General features: G+C 37.2%; 13 protein-coding genes, 1 rRNA gene and 4 pseudogenes. 14 read left to right on the top strand and 4 right to left on the bottom strand.

Annotation, left to right across the window (positions count from 1 at the left end; genetic code table 11):
* The 11 genes and pseudogenes from tssD (HX13_RS19885) to HX13_RS26510 all read left to right on the top strand — a co-directional run bounded on the left by tssD (HX13_RS19885) (window position 1) and on the right by HX13_RS26510 (window position 10,350).
* Window positions 1–415, top strand: a pseudogene (gene tssD, locus HX13_RS19885) (type VI secretion system tube protein TssD).
* Window positions 416–626: 211 nt separating this feature from the next.
* Window positions 627–2,810 (top strand): type VI secretion system Vgr family protein, encoded by a 2,184-nt coding sequence (locus HX13_RS19880; protein ID WP_050022495.1) that lies wholly within the window; start codon window positions 627–629, stop codon window positions 2,808–2,810.
* Between the two features lie 75 nt (window positions 2,811–2,885).
* Window positions 2,886–3,071: a LysM peptidoglycan-binding domain-containing protein gene (locus tag HX13_RS19875; RefSeq protein WP_050022494.1), complete on the top strand. Its 186-nt coding sequence runs from the start codon at window positions 2,886–2,888 to the stop codon at window positions 3,069–3,071.
* A 32-nt stretch (window positions 3,072–3,103) separates the two neighbouring features.
* Window positions 3,104–3,952, top strand: a complete 849-nt coding sequence (locus HX13_RS19870) for a hypothetical protein (protein ID WP_050022493.1) — start codon at window positions 3,104–3,106, stop codon at window positions 3,950–3,952.
* 31 nt (window positions 3,953–3,983) lie between these two features.
* Window positions 3,984–4,613, top strand: a complete 630-nt coding sequence (locus HX13_RS19865) for a hypothetical protein (RefSeq protein ID WP_128572529.1) — start codon at window positions 3,984–3,986, stop codon at window positions 4,611–4,613.
* Window positions 4,614–4,712: 99 nt separating this feature from the next.
* The gene (locus tag HX13_RS19860; RefSeq protein ID WP_050022491.1) at window positions 4,713–4,964 is read left to right on the top strand and encodes a hypothetical protein; all 252 of its coding nucleotides are present in this window, start codon (window positions 4,713–4,715) and stop codon (window positions 4,962–4,964) included.
* Window positions 4,957–6,240, top strand: a complete 1,284-nt coding sequence (locus HX13_RS19855) for a hypothetical protein (RefSeq protein WP_050022490.1) — start codon at window positions 4,957–4,959, stop codon at window positions 6,238–6,240. The genes HX13_RS19860 and HX13_RS19855 overlap by 8 nt, the downstream gene beginning before the upstream one ends.
* Before the next feature lie 343 nt (window positions 6,241–6,583).
* Window positions 6,584–6,999, top strand: a pseudogene (gene tssD, locus HX13_RS19850) (type VI secretion system tube protein TssD).
* A gap of 514 nt (window positions 7,000–7,513) precedes the next feature.
* Window positions 7,514–9,205, top strand: a complete 1,692-nt coding sequence (locus tag HX13_RS26520) for a 5'-3' exonuclease H3TH domain-containing protein (protein WP_410493166.1) — start codon at window positions 7,514–7,516, stop codon at window positions 9,203–9,205.
* Window positions 9,159–10,208 carry a DNA polymerase gene (locus HX13_RS26515; protein ID WP_410493165.1) on the top strand — a complete coding sequence of 350 codons (1,050 nt, stop codon included), beginning with the start codon at window positions 9,159–9,161 and terminating at the stop codon, window positions 10,206–10,208. Before HX13_RS26520 ends, HX13_RS26515 begins: the two co-directional genes overlap by 47 nt.
* Window positions 10,141–10,350 (top strand): DNA polymerase, encoded by a 210-nt coding sequence (locus HX13_RS26510; RefSeq protein WP_410493164.1) that lies wholly within the window; start codon window positions 10,141–10,143, stop codon window positions 10,348–10,350. The genes HX13_RS26515 and HX13_RS26510 overlap by 68 nt, the downstream gene beginning before the upstream one ends.
* 75 nt (window positions 10,351–10,425) lie before the next feature.
* Here the strand turns inward: HX13_RS26510 and HX13_RS19840 are convergent, their stop codons facing one another.
* Together HX13_RS19840 and HX13_RS19830 are read right to left on the bottom strand one after the other, a co-directional pair.
* On the bottom strand, window positions 10,426–11,151 hold the full coding sequence (locus HX13_RS19840; RefSeq protein ID WP_050022489.1) for a hypothetical protein: 726 nt from the start codon (window positions 11,149–11,151) through the stop codon (window positions 10,426–10,428).
* 551 nt (window positions 11,152–11,702) lie between these two features.
* Complete coding sequence (locus HX13_RS19830) at window positions 11,703–12,101, bottom strand: immunity 22 family protein (RefSeq protein ID WP_050022487.1); 399 nt, start codon at window positions 12,099–12,101, stop codon at window positions 11,703–11,705.
* A gap of 191 nt (window positions 12,102–12,292) precedes the next feature.
* Between HX13_RS19830 and HX13_RS19825 the strand changes: the two genes are divergently transcribed.
* Window positions 12,293–12,940 (top strand): MgtC/SapB family protein, encoded by a 648-nt coding sequence (locus HX13_RS19825; RefSeq protein WP_050022486.1) that lies wholly within the window; start codon window positions 12,293–12,295, stop codon window positions 12,938–12,940.
* A 37-nt stretch (window positions 12,941–12,977) separates the two neighbouring features.
* Here the strand turns inward: HX13_RS19825 and HX13_RS19820 are convergent, their stop codons facing one another.
* Entirely contained in the window at window positions 12,978–13,466 is a 489-nt protein-coding gene (locus tag HX13_RS19820) for a copper resistance protein NlpE (protein WP_228377606.1), read from the bottom strand.
* Window positions 13,467–13,753: 287 nt separating this feature from the next.
* Here HX13_RS19820 and HX13_RS19815 point away from each other — a divergent pair.
* Window positions 13,754–15,895, top strand: a pseudogene (locus HX13_RS19815) (S46 family peptidase).
* A gap of 57 nt (window positions 15,896–15,952) precedes the next feature.
* On the opposite strand, the pseudogene HX13_RS19810 reads toward HX13_RS19815, so the two are convergent.
* Window positions 15,953–18,822, bottom strand: a pseudogene (locus HX13_RS19810) (M16 family metallopeptidase).
* Between the two features lie 1,105 nt (window positions 18,823–19,927).
* Between HX13_RS19810 and HX13_RS19805 the strand changes: the two are divergent.
* Window positions 19,928–20,050: ribosomal RNA gene (locus tag HX13_RS19805) — 16S ribosomal RNA — on the top strand; the annotation flags it as partial.

Raw genomic sequence — 20,050 nt, 5'->3', positions numbered from 1 at the left:
ATGGCAGAAAGAAATTCAAGAGGAATCTTAAAATTCAACAACGGGGAAGGACAGAAATTATTAAAAAATGAACTACAGCGTATCGAGATCTACAGATGTATCCGGACGTGTAGCATCAGACCCTTCCAATGCATTGATCAAGGTAACGGTAGAAGCTACTGAAAAATCTGATATCCTTGAAAGCTTACTAAACGGAAAATATAAGCCTACAGTAGGAGAAATTACTTTCAACAAATCTCACGAAGAAGGAACACTGATCACTCTGAAATGGGAAAACGGATATGTAATCCAGCACGAAGTAGACTTTGACGCTATTGACAGCAACAGTATGCTGATCAGCTTCGTGGTAAGTGCTGAAACAATTGACTACGGTACTTCTCAGTACGCTGGACTGTGGCCTTCAGCAGGTAAATAAGCCTATTCATCATCTTAGTAAAAATAAAATTGGTACAGAACAGTGCACTCGGAAGAGTATACTGTTCTGTTTTTCCATTTAAGATCGTCATAGAATTTCAGGAATCATTTTTAAATGACCATGTGAAAAATAATTGATCCAAAGTCTATATTTTTGATTCTGTATGTTGTAAATATCAGCACTATTAATTATAAACTCAAACACAAGAAGTATGTTTCAAGATGATAAAACAGGAAATCCTGGAAAAGATATAAATACGGAACGGTTGAAAAATACTGCAAAAGAAAATAAAATCCCAAAAGCAGAAGGAAAATTGAATAAGGTGGGGGAAAAAAGCAGGAAAGCAGCTCAAATCAGACAGCAGAGTATACGCGTTGCACAGGGAGCAGATCTGTTTATGAACCAAATGATTGTTCCCAATAATCCTTCCATTGTTGAAAATAAAGTGTGGGCCAAACAGCCTACCTCAAAGATACATAATGTAGAATCCATTGCTGAAAGCTTTATTGCAGGGATTAACCGTGTGGTAAAGCTGGATATTATTATTGAAGGAAAAATTATCAGGCATTTCAAGCATTTTAAACTGACTCAAAGTGCTGTAAAGCACCATGAGTTTGACCTGATGCTGGCTCATGATACTTTAGGAAATGCAGAAAATCATAACCTTGAAGAAGCACAGGGCTTTTTAGGAAAAAGAATTACAGTAATCTTCAAATACAAGGATCTTGAAAAAGGAGCAGAACGCAATTTTGTAGGAGTTATTACAGAAGTAGGTTTCAGCCAGGAAAAAGGAAGCCTTGGAAATATTATTCTTAAAGGATACAGCCCGACAGTGCTGCTGGACGCAGCGCCTCACATTCAAAGCTTCGGAGGAAGCCAGCCGGTAAGTCTCAACAGCATTGCTGACCAGGTGATCAGGGAAGGGCTGGGACAGAATAAATTCGATTTCAGAGTAGATGCCCAGCATGGCAATGTCTCTTATAGCTCCCAATACGAAGAAACACATTATAATTACCTGGCCAGAATGGCGGAAGCCTATGGTGAACAGTTTTATTATGATGGAGAAGTGCTGCATTTCGGAAAGCTCCCGCCACAGGAAAAAGCGATTAAGCTTACCTACGGCAGCAGCGTAAGTGATATTGCTGTTAAAATGAAAGCACAACATGTCAATCCGACGTTTTATGGATACAACAGCAGCAAAAATGAAAAACTGACAACCGGAAGCTCAAAGATCACCCATGCTTCAGATATTGCAAGACGTGCCTACGAAATATCAGAAAAAACCTTTACAACCCCTTCTTTAAGAGTAGCCCCGATAAAAGCTTCATCATTTATGGACATCGATGCTTCCCAGAAAGGAACGGCCGGAAGTAAAGCTTCAGAAGTTTTCGTTACAGCAGGAACAACAACGGTTCCCTTTTTATATCCCGGATGTACTGCAGATATTGAGATGCGTAAAACAGGAAGCAACCAGACTTCTTATTTTACCAAACTGATGATTATTGAAGTAACCCACGAAGTAGATGCCAGAGGATATTATGATGGCAAATTTGAAGCTATTGCTGCAGATTCAGGTTTTATCCCAAGGCCTGAATTTGAAATGCCAAGAGCGGAGGCTCAATTTGCAAAAGTAATCTCGAATACAGATCCTTTAAACCAAGGGCGTGTTCAGGTACAATTCGATTGGCAAAGCGGACAGGATACATCAGAATTTGTCCGCGTGATGTCACCGGATGCGGGAAGCAGTGATAAAGTCAATAAAAATAGGGGCTTTATGTCTGTTCCTGAAGTAGGGGATCAGGTTATTGTCAACTTTGTACATCAGCATCCGGACCGCCCGTTTGTGATGGGAGGGATGTTCCATGGAAGTATCGGTGGCGGAGGCGGCGTAGGAAATAATATAATGAGCTTTAGCGGGAGAAGTGGTGCCGAACTGAGATACGACAATGGAGCCGGATCTATGAATCTTAAAGATCAGGGTGGAGCCCATATGTTCTTTGACGGTGCCGGAAATGTAGTACACAATGCCAATAATAACAGCAGCAAAACCGTAGGTAATGATAAAACGGATAAAATTGGAAACAACAAGAAGCTCGAAGTAGGATGTGATCATATCGCAGATGTAGGTAATACGCATAAAGTTGAGGTAGGAAAAGGGAAAAGTGTATTTAAAATGGACAATGCCGGAGTTATTGATCTGACCGGAGCACAAAAAATAAGCATAAAAGTAGGCAGCAGCAGCATTGAAATTACAAAAGATACAATAACAGTAAAAGCAGACACCGTAAATATTGAAGGCGTTAGTATTACCAATGTTGGAAAAGCAAAAGGAAATCCGGGAATGGTTGTAGATGGCAATGTTACCATTAAAGGAGGCCAGGTAGACATCAATTAATCGCTTTCAATAACGATCCAGGTTCATAGACTGGAAAATATTTTTAACCATAAATAAAATAATAGAATCCATTGTATGGAATACAGTAAGTACCAGGTAAAAAGAGGAGATACATTAGAATCCATTGCAGAAAAATATCAGATGACCGGGAAAGAACTGCTGGCTTTTCATAATTCACATTCACCGGTGACTCAGCAGTTTTTTTGGAGATTACCTGCCCATTCATATCAATACAGTTATTATACCTCCCCAAAAAAATAAAGAAGAGAAAAGAAATATTGATCATACCGCATTTGAACAAAAAAAACAGATACAGAACTGAACAGCTGAATATAACCAGGATTGAAGACGATGTAAAAACCTATTCTCAGCTTAAAAAAGAATATGAAGTAAAAGTAAATTTATCACAACATTGGGTACAGGTTAAGCTTTGTGACTTTTTTTATGAATTTAATCCACCAGGATTGTCACGGGTTTTTGATTTTGTATCTGAAATTGATTATATCAGAAATGACTGTCTGGTGGAAATCGATAAACTTGGAAGGTTCTCTAAAATTGCAGATAAAAATAAATTAAAGAAAAATTGGGAGCAGTTTAAAAAGAATAAGCTTAACGAAATTGAATTTGTCAAAGTTATAAAGCAGACAAAGCCCCAGGAATATGTAAAGCTTATTCAGGAAGGGGATTTCCAGTTTTCTGACCAGTATAATGATGAAAAAGATTATAACAGGGACCTGTTTTATCTTACATTATTAGACAGATACCTTTATAATGCGGATGAAAACATGGAAAGAGAAGAATATACCTATCAGTCCCAGCTTTTTCCGGATGTTCTCGTGCCTATGACAGTGAGGTTTGATGTATTGAAAAAAGAAGAAGATCTTGTTACCATAAGAAAAGTCTGGGAAACAGTGCAGTCTGAAGAACTGCTGGAGAAAGTGACCAAAGGCTATGAGAAGTATCACCAGCCTCTCATAAAATATAAATTTTCAGAATACAAACTGGATATGAGAAATCTGTTCACTTATAATCTGAAAACAAGAACCTTAGAAAAAGCAGAACTGTCAATAATTGAAAATATAGAGAATAATATAAAATCTGAATGTATATTTAACCTAAAAAGATTGAATAATGGCGGTTAATAAATTCATATTTCGTGCATACCCTGATTTTTTGAAAAGAACAGTAATTTTAATAGTCGCCATAGCATTATGTGTGCTTCTTTCCTATATCGTTCCGGGATGGGATTATCTGAATACTCATCTGGATTTGCTTGAAAAACATTTCGGGAAAAATGTTCCGGTAAGTATTCTGTTGTTGTTCTATTTATCCCTTTCCTTTATTGTGTATATGGCATTATTCAATAGATTTTCTAAAACTTTCTATATAAGCACAACCAATAATGGTCAGTTTACAATCCATACCGGCGATCAAGATGAGATATTGATTAAAAAGGAGGATTTCCAGTTTACCGGTGAGAAAACTTTCAGGATTAAGAATATTTTGAATTCAACCCTCAGAAAGCATCCCAAAGGAATATCGGTAAAATCTTTTCAGCAATATATAAATGAAACAGGGCCTCAACAGGCGTTGGGAAATTCTTTTTCAGGTTCCATACTTCCTATGGCTGTTGTATATACATCCCTGGTGGCAGGGTTCGTGATATATATAGCCTATGCAATTGGTCTCTATAAAATGCTGTTGCCTCATATGGATGCATTGCAGATACTTTTCAGAGCCAGGAGTCCTTTATTGATGATTATGATATCGCTGCCTTTTTATGGCTGCTTTCTTTTTTGGTAATGTATTATCTGTATCAATGGACTGTATTCAGGAAAAACCGGATAAAGATAGATTGGTCAGAAAGCCAGGTAACAGCTTCTGCAGGCAAAAAAAAAATATGTGTTTAAAAAAAATGAGGTTAAAACATCTGTTTTCTTTATCAACAGACTTACCCATTTGCCGAAATGGCTTATCGTAGAACAAAAGAAAGGAACACGGTATATGATTTTCAATAAGGATGAAGACCATCAGGCCTTTCAGGACTTCATAGATTCATATGTAAAATATTTTGATATTGATATTGAGAAAGCCACAACTACAGTAGGCTCATCAAGCAGTACATTAATGAAAAAAAAATACACCCATGAGTAAATATCTTCCTCAGGAAACATTTATTGTTTGTTCTCATCAGGTAAACCCTTCACCTGGCAATATTTTAGCAAACCCTAATGTATGGAAGCTGTCTGTAGTCTATAAATCCGAAAAGAAACCACTTTTAACGGAAGCCGATCTGGTCCTTAAAGACGACTTTGAATGTAAATCCAACTGGGGGCAGGCTGTTGGCTGGGGATTCTTTTGGGGAGGTTTGATTACGGGGCTTGCCATTGGCGCTGCAGTAGCATTTTCTGTTATGACTTTTGGAGTAGGAGCTGTCATTATCGGTGTAGTGGCTACAGCTGTTATCGGTACCGGGCTTACATTTGCCCTGAAATCAAATGCTACGAAATGTAACCCTAATCTGGTAGACTGGAAAAATCCGCATCCTTCCGTAGCATTTGAAGGGAAAAAAGCTGTTAATTTATCTTCATTTATGACCTGTTCAGTAGGTCCGGGAATTTTGACGCCATTTATAGATGAAGAAGAGGCAAAGTCGGCCGCAAAAAATGTTGCCTTCCGAAATATGGGAGAATTGGGGCTGACAGCTGTTATTTCAGGACTTTTCGGTTTCGGAGTAGGTTTTGCAGCCGGGTCAACAGGAGGTGTTGGAAGTGGATTATTGGCAGGAGGAACTGAAGTTGCAGTGGGAATAGTAGGCGCATATCTCGTGTATCAACCCCTTGCTTATGCAGAAGGAGAAATTATGCAGGGAATATATAGTAGTGATGACAAAAATACTCCTTATGATAAGATGCTGGCTTCCCGCCAGGAAATGTCAAGTCCTTTTACTGTGGATACACCTGACGATCCGTATATAGGAACAGATCAGACGAAAGCCAGCGAGCAGCTGTTGTACCATTCCTATGATAAATACAGACAAAATCAGAATGAAAAGTACATTAAAGAAATTATGAACCTTAAAGGTACCCGGGCAGAACGGGAGGCCAGAATTGCTGAAATAGTTGCTGAAATGAAGAAAACTAAATCAGGAGCTCAGGCGGTGGAGGCAATGAAACGCAAAAATAGCGGGAAAATTCTTCCAAGAGTAAAAACAAGCAATAAAGGTAATAGAGTGATTAACGAGCATAGGGCAGAAACCAATAAAGCAATGAGAGGTGAAGCTTCTAAAGGCTTTGGAGGAATGAGTGGAGTAGGGCTTATACTTCCTTTATTGGTAACTCCTCTTAGTGAATGGACATTTAAAGTATTGGCTGATTCATTTGCCAATCAGTCCGGAGGCGGTTTTTCAATCAATGCAGCACAAAATTAACAGAAATAGACTCCGGGAAAAATTCAAAAGCACATTAAAGACCATCCTGGCATGAATTAAAATCTGAACTTAATTTTAACTTAATTGAATGCTTTTATTTAAAATATTTCACGTAAAAGTGCATTAACAAGCTGTTTTTTGTTGTTTTTAAATTTTGGCTAAAATATTTATTAATAAGGAGTTGTGGTTGTAGTCGTAGAATTACGACATGAAATCGTAGAATTACTACAATTTTTTCAGATTTATGTTCAAAAGCTTTTTTTTTCAAAAAACAGTGCGGCTATCTTTGCTATATAATTTTTTGAATAACACAATTTATTACTAACGATTAAAATTTACAATCATGGCAGAAAGAAATTCAAGAGGAATCTTAAAAATTCAACAACGGGGAAGGACAAAAATTATTAAAAAATGAACTACAGCGTATCGAGATCTACAGATGTATCCGGACGTGTAGCATCAGACCCTTCCAATGCATTGATCAAGGTAACGGTAGAAGCTACTGAAAAATCTGATATCCTTGAAAGCTTACTAAACGGAAAATATAAGCCTACAGTAGGAGAAATCACTTTCAACAAATCTCACGAAGAAGGAACACTGATCACTCTGAAATGGGAAAACGGATATGTAATCCAGCACGAAGTAGACTTTGACGCTATTGACAGCAACAGTATGCTGATCAGTTTCGTGGTAAGTGCTGAAACAATTGACTACGGTACTTCTCAGTACGCTGGACTATGGCCTACATCAGGAAAATAAGACCGGTATAACCGAAAAAATAAAACAGTATACTCAGTGGGTATACTGTTTTTTTGTTTTATTCTGAAGGATACATTTTATTTTGTTACGAAGCTGAAATGTAAACGTTCCTTTCCCCAAAGTCCAGAACTCGGATCATGAGCAAAAGTTGGGGACATAATAAATTAGGTCTGAATATAAAAAAATTCTGTTCATTATTGATTAGCATCAAATTATTGAGATCGTTTTTCACGTAAAGTTTAAAAAAATAATGTTCTATTTCAAGTAGGCAAAGAAGGCAGCATAGCTAGGCGCATGCAAAGTCTTCGCTTCATCAGATCGATTAAAAATCTATTCATTTCTTAGCTTACTTAAAATAAAGAGTAATCCAAAAAGAAACCCTTGCGTGAATTTTAGAATTAATATAGATCTAAATGTTATAAGACCCCAACTTTTGGGACTGAGCCCAGAACTCTCCTGGCCCAAACTACCAAGATTTATTCCTATTTTATTATCTTTGTTCATTATACAAAATATGGACGCAACACAAGATAAAAGGCTGTTTCTCATCGATGCTTATGCGATGATTTTCAGAGGATATTATGCATTGATCAGAAATCCGAGGTTAACCAGCAAAGGATTAGATACCTCTGCCATCTTTGGATTTACCAATTCTTTAATCGAATTAATCAGAAGAGAAAAGCCTACTCACCTGGCCGTAGTTTTTGATGTGGGACAGGCAAGCGTAAGGACTGAAGATTTTTCGGACTATAAAGCTAACAGAAGCGAAACTCCTGAGGCTATTAAAATTGCTGTTCCATATATTCACAGGATTTTGGAAGCAATGCATATTCCGATTCTGGGAGTTGAAGGGTATGAAGCAGATGATGTAATCGGTACCATTGCATGTAAAGCGGAAAAAGAAGGATATACCACCTACATGGTAACGCCGGATAAGGATTTCGCTCAGCTGGTTACCGACAAAATTAAAATTTACAAGCCTGGCTTGAAGGGCGGCGATATTGAGATTTTAGGAGTAGAAGAGGTAAAGGCAAAATACGAAATCGAAGACCCTAAACAGGTCATTGATTTCCTTGCGATGATGGGAGATGCCGTAGATAATATTCCCGGCCTGGAAGGAGTGGGAGAGAAAACGGCGATGAAGTTCCTTAAAGAATTCGGAAGTATTGAAAACCTGCTGGCCAATACCGATAAATTGAAAGGAAAGCTTAAAGAGAAAGTGGAAGCTTCGGCAGAACGTGGAATCTTATCAAAAAAACTGGCCACCATTATTTGTGATGCCCCTGTAGAATTTCACCAGGAACAATACGATCTCGAAACTCCGGACTTTGAAAAAGTAAAAGAAGTTTTTGAGGAAATTGAATTCAGAAGATTGTACGAAAATCTTTACAGGGCTTTTGCCCCTGCCCCTACAGAAACCATTGTAGTAAGTGAAGTAGAAGTAAAAGAAACCCCGTCCGGTACAGAAATAAAAGGGCAGGTCATGCAGCTTGATCTTTTTGCCAACTTTGAAGAACTGGATCAGGCTACCTCTACAAAATCTACTATTGAACATAATGACCATCTTTACCAGTTTATCAACAATCCAAAGGCTCAGAAAAAATTAGTAGATAACCTGCTGAAACAAAGAGTTGTTTGTTTTGATACAGAAACAACCTCTCTGAATGAGCTGGAAGCAGAGCTGGTAGGAATGAGTTTTTCTTATAAAAAAGGCCTTGCTTATTATATTCCCTTATCAGAAAACAGAGATGAGGTGTTGGAAACATTAGAGATTTTCAGACCGTTTTTTGAGAAAGAAGACCTGCTGAAAGTGGCTCACAATTTAAAATTTGATTATAAAATTTTAAAACAATACGACATCACTGTTAAAGGAGCCATGTTTGATACAATGATTGCCCATTATCTGCTGAACCCTGACGGAAGACACGGAATGGACTATCTTTCAGAAGTATACCTGAACTATAAACCTGTTTCCATTGAAACCATTATCGGGAAAAAAGGAAAGAAACAAGGAAACTTCAGAGATGCAGACCTGAGAACCCAGACAGATTATGCCGCGGAGGATGCGGATATAACTTTCCAGCTGTATGAATTATTTGCACCACAGCTGAAAAAAAGAAAATCTGGAAGAACTTTTCTACAACATAGAAATGCCTCTGATGGAGGTCCTGGCAAAAATGGAGCTGACCGGAATTTCCTTAGATGAAAAATGGCTGGCCCAGGAAAGCATAGACCTTGAAAATGATCTGAGACAATTGGAAGTCAAAATTTTTGAACTTTCAGGAGAAGAGTTTAATATGAACTCCCCAAAACAATTAGGTGAAATCCTGTTTGAGAAAATGCAGCTGGATCCAAAAGCGAAAAAGACTAAAACAGGGCAATATGCTACCTCAGAGGATGTTCTTCAGAAACTGGCCTCAAAACATGAGATCATAAAACATATTCTGGAATACAGAACCTATCAGAAATTAAAATCTACTTATGTGGATGCCCTGCCTTCACAGATTGATCAATCCGATAACAGGGTGCATACCAACTTTTCACAGACAACAGCTGCTACAGGACGTCTGGCAAGTGTGAACCCTAATTTACAAAACATTCCGATCAGGACACTGAGAGGGCAGCAGATCCGTGGAGCTTTTGTTTCCGGGGAAGGAAGCAAGATTATTTCAGCCGATTATTCACAGATTGAACTTCGTCTTATTGCTGAAATTTCAGGAGAAGAGAATATGATCAAAGCTTTCCAGGACGGAGAAGATATTCACGCTTCTACGGCTGCAAAATTATTCAAAATTCCTTTGGAAGAAGTTTCCAAAACCCAGAGAAGCCAGGCAAAGACGGTTAATTTTGGAATTATTTATGGACAGGGAGCTTTTGCTTTGGCAGAGCAGACAGGATTATCCCGTACAGAGGCTAAACAAATGATTGAAGCTTACTTTGAAACCTATCCGAAGCTGAAGGAATATATGGCAGAACAAGTGAATAAGGCACGCCAGATGGGATATGTTGAAACTATTCTGGGAAGAAAAAGGCATCTGAAGGATATCAACTCCAATAACTTTGTCGTAAGAGGCCATGCAGAAAGAAATGCAGTAAAACGCCCCGGTTCAGGGAAGTGCGGCAGATATCGTGAAAATAGCAATGATCAAAATACACAGGGAATTGGAAGAACAGCAGCTAAGAACCAAAATGTTACTTCAGGTACATGACGAATTGGTATTTGAATCTCCGGTTGATGAAATTGAGGCCGCTTCAGAACTGATTAAAACCGAAATGGAAAACGCTTTACAAACACAGGTTCCGTTGCTGGTTGAAATCGGGGTGGGGAATAACTGGTTAGAAGCTCATTAATAGAATTACCATAGCATTTACTATATAAGACTTCCGCTGTTACAGGCGGAAGTTTTTATTTATTATTAGTAAATTTTACTCATGGGTTATAGAATCATAAACCTTTCTGATAATGTCATCCGGAGAAGCCTTTTCAAACAGGAAAATTTCTTTTTTTACCTTAAAAGTTTCAGTGGAGGCAGGCATATCTTCTTTCATGGTATTGATGGTTTCCTCTACAACTTTCCCCTTCAATGGCTCATAATATAATGCAGAATGAGACCCGGCGCCCATATTATAGGTTTCAATATAGGTAAGAATCAGATTACCTTTCATATACCTGAAAGTACTGAACTGGTTCCCGTAAGGACCAATATCATATAATTTGATATTCAATACTCCTTTTTCAATACTGATATCTTCCGGATCGTGCATTTTATAACCATATTCATTATATTCATCGGGAAGAACAGTTTCGGAGATCTTATCCAGCCGATAGGTTTTATCAGGATTCTTTAAAAGAACCAGCATTTTCCTCTGCGCCAGGGTGTCTGTTTTTTTTCTGAGAACCAAAGCCATATCGGCAAGGCCATCCTGGTTGAGATCGCCCTCAGCGTCATACTGAATTTCGTATTCATTGGAAACAAAATCTGAAGGTTCTTTTCTTGTTTCTGATGCCTTCTGTTGAGTTTTTGAACGGGCAGACTCTTTTTGTATCGCTTTAGAAGTATTACTTTTTTTGGAATCCGTGGTTTGTTTATCCTTATTACAGGAATAGACAATAAAAAGAGAGGATAGAAGAACAGTAATAAAATTTTTCAATGGTATTATCTTTTATAAGGTATAAATCTGGTTTTTATTTCTTTATAATGCAGCAGCAAAAGACATGTACATCCAAGAAGAAGAACCGGAAAAAGGGACTGTGATATTACATAATGGATTTCTGATTCAAAATCATAAGTGCTCCATGCAGATTCCCTATCCACAAAAATAGAATAGTTCATGAAAAACCAGAATAAAATCAATAATAGAAGCTCAGCAATAGTTTTTATAAAAGTCTTTTTAGCCGCGTAAAATAACGTAAAGACAAAGGATAAAAATACTGATGTAAAGAACGACATCAATACAACCTCTTTAAAAAAGCTACACGTGAGGCATCCGCTCGATATATGATCAGAGAGTCCGCCCATAGACCAATACATCTGTAGCAATGTTATGAAGAAAATAATAGCTATATTCATGGAAAACCTTTTTAAAAACAAAAAGAGTTTTCTGGTTTTAGAAGGGTCTGTATTTTTCAAAATAATTTTAAATTATCAGGTAAAATACCTTGTTATACGCAATTCACCATAACAAGGTACTCTTATCATAGGTTACACCTCGAATTCGATCTCACCGATATAATACAGTTTATTCTCCTCTCCATCTACAGAAACCGGATTGGGAATAACAAATCTGCTGGCAAAAATGATAGCATTAACAGGAGTATCCAGTCCCAGTTCATTAAGTTTTTGTTCAAGTAAAGGAAGCCATTGATCTGCATAGGAATACTCTGAAAATTTTTCATAAATTCCCAAACGTTCGTCTTCAAAGCCGTACTCTATAAAATCATCATCAAACCATTTTATATTTTGCGACTCTGCAAATTTTGAAACATACTGATCTTCGGTTTCCTCTTCCAGATAATAGTTTTCATCCTCTTCTACGAAGGCATAAAAGTCTTCTTCATTTTTAAAATACCCCAGCCAGAAGTGTGAAATTTCCTTGTCCATAATGAATTATTAAAATATTTTTTTGATTTTCGACAATATAGGCTACCATTATGAGAGCGTGTCTGTCATAGAAAATGTAATATTACAAAAGTTTTTCCGGTAAACCACTTTTTAAATAGATAAACTGGGCTTCAAAAACGGGTCCACAAATTTTTTTTGTTGTAATTTTATTCTAAGTTAAAATTTAAAAGATGGATTTTCTTCAGGATCATTACGTTGTTAAGGACGAACTGCTATTGATTTTCATTTCCGTTATTTTAGGGCTGTTTATTGGTGCAGAACGCGAATACCGGAATAAATCAGCGGGTTTGCGTACATTTATTCTGGTATGTTTCGGATCTTGTCTGTTTACGATTCTTTCCATTAAAATAGGAGTGGATAATCCTGATCGCCTCGCAGCAAACGTTATTACCGGAATAGGATTTTTGGGGGCAGGAGTCATTTTTAAAGGAGACAATAAAATTGAAGGAATTACAACCGCTACTACAATCTGGGCAACTGCTTCAATAGGTATGGCTGTAGGATCCGGATATGTGTATTTTTCACTTTTGGGAACAGCTTTGGTTCTTTTGGTTTTGAGTGCGCTTACTTACCTTCAACAATTTATAGACAATTACCATAAAATAAGGGATTATCGAATTGCAGTAGAAACATCAGCAGATGTCAGACACTGTGAAGATGTTTTTAAGAATTACCATTTAAAACATTTGATCATCAAACAACAATATACACAAGATAGTTTATCCGTTACCTGGAGGCTTACAGGAAAAAGTATCCACCATGAGGAATTGATGGAATACCTGATGGATGACCCCAGGATTATTGCCTGCCAGTTTTAGAATAGAGCAAAAAAATAAAGGCCGGAGCCTTTATTTTTTATTTTTTCTTTAAAATATATAAATCTTTGTTTGGACCATCAATTTCCTTTCCTTCAGTATCCAGCTGAATAAGAATATTCTCACCAACTTTATATTGAGTAGCGGCATTTTTACCTTTTAAAGTAATGATGCTGCCTGTTTTGTCCCAGGTAAAAGATCCTTTATCTTCATTTTTGGATTTCCTGTCGATATATTCTTCAGTAATCGTGAACGTTTTATCCGTATTTAATGTTAACGAAATTTTGATTCCCGGACAGTCTGCACATGGAATAGTTCCTTCGTATGTTCCATTCCAGTCTAAAGCATTTTCAGAAGTATCACCTAAGGCGCTTGTGGTAGAATGAGTGGCACTGTCTGCCGCTGCGGGCTGAACAGCAGTAGAATCTGTTGCAGATCCGGTAGTTTCAGTTGTTGTTTCTTTTTTAGTACAGGAAGCAAGAAATAAGGCAGCTCCTATTCCAAGGATAAACACTTTGTTTTTCATCATAATAATTAAATGTTTTTATTAATACAAGTAACAACCAGCAAACAAAAATCAAGCCAAAAACGGGGAAAAGATCAGGGTAAACGATTAGGCAAATCTTAGTTTGCATTACCAATGAATGGGGTACAGTTTTTTATTCCAATTCTTCCGTATATATGCTGCCGATACCCGAATATTGTAAATATATTTTACTCTGTATAGGAATATAAAAAAGCTTATTCATACTTTTACCTGTGTTTTATGAAGTCTATTCCTATTTTTCTTCGTAAATTGGGGCAAAATTTTTGATTATGACAAAAAAGATACTTTTATCTGTATTTCTTTTGCCGGCTGCAATGGCATTTGCACAACAATACGGAGGAATGTGGATTCCTACGGAACTGAATGAAAAGGAAATGAAGGATTTGGGAATGAAAATCTCTGCCAAAGACATTTTCAATACTCAGAAGCCGAGCATAAAAGATGCAGTAGTACAGTTTAATGGCGGATGCACCGCAGAAATCATTTCACCTAAGGGATTACTGTTAACCAACCACCACTGTGGCTATGGACAGATCCAGGCGCATTCTACGGTTCAGAATGACCTTCTTTCCAATGGTTTTTGGGCCAAAAATACAAGTGGTGAGCTTCCGAATCCGGGGGTAAAAGTGGATTTTATTGTAGATATAAAAGAAGTGACCAACCAGATTCTGGAAGGAACAGATAATCTTACAGAACCTGAACTTACCAAAAAAATCAATAACAATATTGAGGTTTATAAGAACTCTCAGAAAATAGAATCTTATCAATCAATCCTGGTAAAGCCTATGTACTATGGAAATAAGTATTATGCTTACACGATTGAAACCTATAAAGACATCCGACTGGTTGGTGCACCACCACAAAGCATCGGGAAATTCGGTAGCGATACAGACAACTGGGTTTGGCCGAGGCATACCGGAGATTTTTCTATGTTTAGAATCTATGCAGGAAAAGATAACAAGCCGGCAGAGTATTCAAAAGACAACGTACCTTACGTGCCGAAACATTATCTCCCGGTTTCTATAAAAGATAAAAATGAAAACGATTTTACTTTCGTATTCGGATTTCCGGGAAGAACTACGGAATATCTTCCTTCAGTAGCCGTAGAAAAGATCATGAAAGATATTGATCCTGCCAGAATTGCAGTACGTGATGTTGCCTTAAAAAACATTAGACGAAAAAAATGCGTGTAGATAATGAAACACGTATTAAATATGCTTCAAAATATGCATCTGTAGCAAATTACTGGAAAAAATGGATTGGAGAAGTGGAAGGATTGAAAAAATCCAACGCTGTTGAGAAAAAAGTAATGTATGAGGGTTCTTTGATAGCTAAAAATCCAGAGATCAAGACTACTTTAGACCAGCTGAACAAACTCTACAATGATCAGGCTCCTTATGCGTTAAACAATGCTTATTATACAGAGGTGGTAAGAAATGCTGAAACATTAAAACTGGCAGGAGATTACTACGACTTTGTAGCTGCTGTGGAAGCTGGTAGAATGGACGAAAAGGAACTTTCGAAATTAAAAACAAAATTAACTTCTTTCTACAAAGATTACAGCGCAGAGCTTGATGCTAAAGTAACGGCTAAACTATTGGCACTGTATGCCAATAAAACGGCACCACAATTTTTACCGGCAGGATTCAGCAAATACAAAGATGAAAATGCCAATATCCCGGTAGTGGAAGAGATGTCTAAAAACTCAATTGTCACCGGAAGAACAGCAGTAAACGGTGCCGCATTAACGACAGATATTGATAAAGCTTTTTCTAATCAGGACAAATTAATCAAAACATTAAAGAAAGATCCTATTTATCAGTTGTATGTTTCGATGAAAGAAACGTATATAAAAACGGCTGATCCGCAATATACTTCCCTTCAGGCAAAAATTGATGCATTGCAGAAGAAGTTTATGGCTCAGCAGATGGCTACCGATAAAGACAGGAAATTCTTCCCGGATGCGAACTCAACACTTCGCGTGACGTACGGAAAAGTAAAAGGATCTACACCAAGGGATGCCGTTTCTTATGGATACCAGACGCACTTAGCCGGTGTAATGGAAAAATATATTCCGGGAGATTATGAATTTGATGTGCCTAAAAAACTGATTGACCTTTATAACAAAAAAAGATTTCGGAATCTATAAAGATAAAACCGGTGATGTTCCTGTAGGATTCACTGCAACAAACCACACAACCGGTGGAAATTCAGGAAGTCCGGCTCTTGATGCCAATGGAAACCTGGTGGGACTGAATTTTGACAGACAATGGGAAGGGACTATGAGTGATATTAATTTTGACCCCCGTTTCAGCAGAAATATCATGGTAGATACAAAATATATCTTATTTATCATCGATAAATTTGCCGATTCCAAATGGCTGATTGATGAAATGAAAGTGATCAAGTAAATTACCTGATCTAAAATAAAACCGCTCAGTACAAGCTGCTGAGCGGTTTTTTATTTTTTAATGGCCAAAAATATCTTTCAGGCTTACCTCTTTAAAAGTCCCCATTTTACCCACAGCCTCCATATCGAGGTTCTCTTTTTTCCCGATAATAGCTGTATTAAAATGTACCGATTGAATATTCGTCTTGTAAAACTCTTTGATATCTTCAAATCTCAAACCTTGAATCTGCTCATAGATATCCTTTCTGAAATCATGCTCAATATTCAGCTTTTTCAGTCTTAAAGTATTAAAGAAAATATTATTTCGGGTAATTCTGGTGGAAGCAATCTGTTTCAGGGCAGCGTTCCTGGCATTCTCAAATTGAATAGGCACTTCTGGAAGCTCATTCATCAGTTCATTCATGGTATCAACGGCAATCATCAGTTTATCAGGCTGTGTTCCTATATAAGTGGTGATATAATCAGGATGTTTTAATTCCGAATTGGCTGCATAAGAAACATATGCGGAATAGGCAAGGCTTTTACTTTCACGGATTTCCTGAAATACAATAGAAGAAAGACCTCTGCCAAAATATTCATTAAACACATTGATTTTACCAAAGTTGGATGGATTTACAGAATAGCCTTTTCCTATTTTGCTCATTTCCATCTGTACCATATCATAATTGATGAAATATACATGGCCGCCGGTTTCAGGTTCCGGATACTTTTTAGGTTCCGGAATCTGAAGACTTTCAGGTTCAATATACTGTTCAATATATCCTTTAAAGTTTTCAAAATTTTTGCCATAGAAAAATACCTGATATGGATATTTGAAGAGTTTTTTCATCCGGTCGGTAAACACTTCAGCCTGGCTATGTTCAAGCTCCTCCTGAGAAATGATATCAGTAAAGCGGGAGAACTTACCCAGCTTTGTATAATTCGTTAAGGCAGTCATGATCCGGTTTTTATCATTTTTAACAGCCCGCCGGTTTTCCAGAACGGTATCTACAAACTGATTATAAATTTCCTGGTCAGGTTTTACATCATATATCCAATGCTGGAGAAGTGAAATACCTTTTTCAATATTCTCTTCCAGACCACTTAAAGAGATCAGCAGCTGATCATTGGTTGTTTTAAAATTATTGCTGATCCCGATTTTGAAAAACTCCTTTTTCAAATCTTCAGGAGAAAGCTTATGAGTTCCCAAATATTGAAGTAGCTGGGTAGAGATCCCTAGATCTCTGTCATGATCACTTCCAAATGGAAATATGAAATGCAGTTGTGCAATATCATTATACTTATTTCTGACGAAGCTTATTTTTTTACCTTTAAGAGTATCTGTGGTTATTTCCTTTTGATAATCAATGAATTCCGGCTGTATATCCTCAGTTTTGTCAGCTAAAATCTCTTTCAGAAAATCAGATTGAGTATCCCGGTTGATTTTAACAGGGGTAATGCCTGGATTTTCAACCCTGACCAATTTATCATTTACTCCTTTTTCTTTATTAATTATCACATAATTATCTTTGAAAAAATTTTGGGCAAAACTGATAACGTCTTCCCTGGTAAATCGGGCATATTCTTCCATTTCATTGAGTTCCTGTTCCCAGGTCCTTCCTTTGATATAAGAATCATAAAGAGTTGTAGCCAGCCCCTCAGCGGTCTCAAGACCTTTCATTCTCTGGAGTTTAAAATCATTTATGATAGCGGGTAGCATCCAGTCCGGAAAATCGCCTTTTTTTATAAGTTCAATCTCCTCGAGAACCAGCTCTTTTGCCTCGTCTAAGGTCTGGGTCTCCTTAGGAACGGCAACAATTGAAAAATAGCCATATTGTTTTAATCCTACAGAAAATGCTTGTGCCCAGAGCATTTTTTTGGGTCTGGTTGATGTGAAGGTCCAATAATCCTGCTTCACCACGATTACTAAGGATATTGGCAACAATATCTGCAAGCATAGCCTCTCTTGTTCCATAGCTGTCTGTTCTCCAGGCAAGCTGAATCCTTGGTGTAGTAGGACTTTTTTACTGTTCTTTTTATAACCTTTGTAATGGGCTTTTCAATAACAGGAGTCTTTTGGGGAAGTTCTTTATAAGGAAGAGTGCCAAAATACTGATCAATTAATTGTATTGTTTTATCAAAATCAAGATCACCAACCAGTACCATTGCATAATTATTAGGAACATAATATTGGTCAAAATATTGATGAATAGCCTTCATAGAAGGGTTCTTAAGATGTTCGGGTTTACCCAGGGTAGTCTGTTGCCCGTTGGGATGAGTAGGAAAAAGAGCATCCATCAGTTCATAATTCACTAACCTTGAATCATTATCCTGCGCCCTGTTGAACTCTTCATATACGGATTCCAACTCCGTATGGAAAAGACGCAGTACAATTTCCGAAAACCTTTCCTTTTCGATTTTCAGCCACTTTTCCAATTCATTATTCGGAATATTGTTTTTATAAACAGTTTCATCAAACCATGTATGGGCATTGGTTCCGGTAGCTCCCAGAGAAGAAATTGCCTTATCATATTCATTGGCAATTGCATATTGACTGGCTTCCTGGGAAATTTCATCTATTTTTTTATAGATTTCTTTTTTCTTTTCAGGATCCTGTTCAGCTTTGTGCTCTTCATATAATATGGAAATCTGGTCAAGGAGCTGCTTTTCTTTTTCCCAGTCTTGGGTACCTATTTTAGAAGTTCCCTTGAACATCATATGTTCAAGATAATGGGCCAGTCCTGTATTATCTGCCGGATCATTATTGCTTCCGGTTCTTACCGGAATGAAGGTTTGAATTCTTGGGGCATCAAAATTTTGAGCCAGGAATACTTTCAGTCCGTTTTTCAGAGTATAGATTCTGACGTTATTTTCGTCGTGGGTAATCGTAGTATATTGGTAGTGGTTGATATCAGTGTGAACTGTTTCTTTATATTTCTTGTCAATCATATATAAACTCATTTCATTCTTTACAATTCAGAATGCAATTACAAATGTAAGGAATCGACAAAAATGTTTTCCTCTTTTTATAACTATTACATCTATTATTGTAGTTGAAGGCTTGTATCAAACACGGCGCGTAGATAAAAATGAGTAATGTACGGGTTATTTTAAATGATGTATTATATATGTTTTGGCTAAAGCCGATGGAATTTTATGGTTTTTATTGAGCCCGGGCCTATTGAATAGGTGTGTTTATCATATCTTCCTCTAAACATAAACATTAAAGCATATCCCATATTCCTTGACCTTTCCCGAGCCAACTCTCCACATTCCTCTGTGTCAATCCGTGTAATCTGTGGTGAAATAAAATAGCAATGTCTTTTTTCATTACGATATCAATATGTTTTGGCTAAAGCCGATGGAATCTTATGGTTTTTATTGATCCCGGGCTAAAGCCCGGGCCTATTGAATAGGTGTATTTATAATATTCTCAAAACTTAAAAACAATGATTAATTTACCATCCAGCCGTCATTGATTAAAAAAAATTACTCCAACTTTAATTTTCCAATTGCCCCTTTAAACATTTGTTTATAATTTTTATCGCTAATTGCCAGCCTTTTAGCTTAAAATAGGAATGGAAAATGAATTTTATGTTAACTAGACTTGTTTTGCGTTGTATAAAGTTGTTATCTTTGCCCCACTGAAAACGAGAGAGTCAGTCAAGCGCAGAAGAGCTTTTAGGTAAGCAAGAACATTATAATACTTCAAAAAGAGACGGACGAAAAAAACTTAAAAACTTTTTGCAAAAAGAGTTGTGGTTTTAAAAAGAGTTTGTACCTTTGCAGTCCGAATAAATCGGAGCGCAGGAGTAGGGGTGATTGAGGTTTTGAGAAGAATTAAGGTTACTTAAAAAACTTTAAAATTTTCTTTAGGAACATTTGGTCATTACAAAATAAAGTTTTACTTTTGCACTCGCAAATACGGAGCGGATATAGACAGAAAGATTGCTTCGTTAAAAAGCGGAAGATATAAAGATCATTGACATACAATATAACAACCAAGTAAGGAAAAACTAAAGCGTTAAAAACTTTGAGTGAGTCAGACAAACATACAATGGAGAGTTTGATCCTGGCTCAGGATGAACGCTAGCGGGAGGCCTAACACATGCAAGCCGAGCGGTAGATTGCTTTCGGGCAATTGAGAGCGGCGTACGGGTGCGGAACACGTGTGCAA

Origin of the sequence: Chryseobacterium sp. P1-3 (assembly GCF_000738495.1) — a bacterium.
Taxonomy (GTDB): domain Bacteria; phylum Bacteroidota; class Bacteroidia; order Flavobacteriales; family Weeksellaceae; genus Chryseobacterium; species Chryseobacterium gallinarum.
Note: the sequence above shows the minus strand (reverse complement) of the source record. Positions and strands in the feature narration are given on the sequence as shown.

Bases quoted from the DNA above. Each gene is read 5' to 3' on its own strand.
- HX13_RS26515 (WP_410493165.1), top strand. From the start codon at position 9,159: ATGGAGGTCCTGGCAAAAATGGAGCTGACCGGAATTTCCTTAGATGAA.
- HX13_RS19855 (WP_050022490.1), top strand. From the start codon at position 4,957: ATGAGTAAATATCTTCCTCAGGAAACATTTATTGTTTGTTCTCATCAG.
- HX13_RS19880 (WP_050022495.1), top strand. From the start codon at position 627: ATGTTTCAAGATGATAAAACAGGAAATCCTGGAAAAGATATAAATACG.
- HX13_RS26520 (WP_410493166.1), top strand. From the start codon at position 7,514: ATGGACGCAACACAAGATAAAAGGCTGTTTCTCATCGATGCTTATGCG.
- HX13_RS19820 (WP_228377606.1), bottom strand. From the start codon at position 13,466: ATGATGAAAAACAAAGTGTTTATCCTTGGAATAGGAGCTGCCTTATTT.
- HX13_RS19825 (WP_050022486.1), top strand. From the start codon at position 12,293: ATGGATTTTCTTCAGGATCATTACGTTGTTAAGGACGAACTGCTATTG.
- HX13_RS19875 (WP_050022494.1), top strand. From the start codon at position 2,886: ATGGAATACAGTAAGTACCAGGTAAAAAGAGGAGATACATTAGAATCC.
- HX13_RS19830 (WP_050022487.1), bottom strand. From the start codon at position 12,101: ATGGACAAGGAAATTTCACACTTCTGGCTGGGGTATTTTAAAAATGAA.
- HX13_RS26510 (WP_410493164.1), top strand. From the start codon at position 10,141: ATGATCAAAATACACAGGGAATTGGAAGAACAGCAGCTAAGAACCAAA.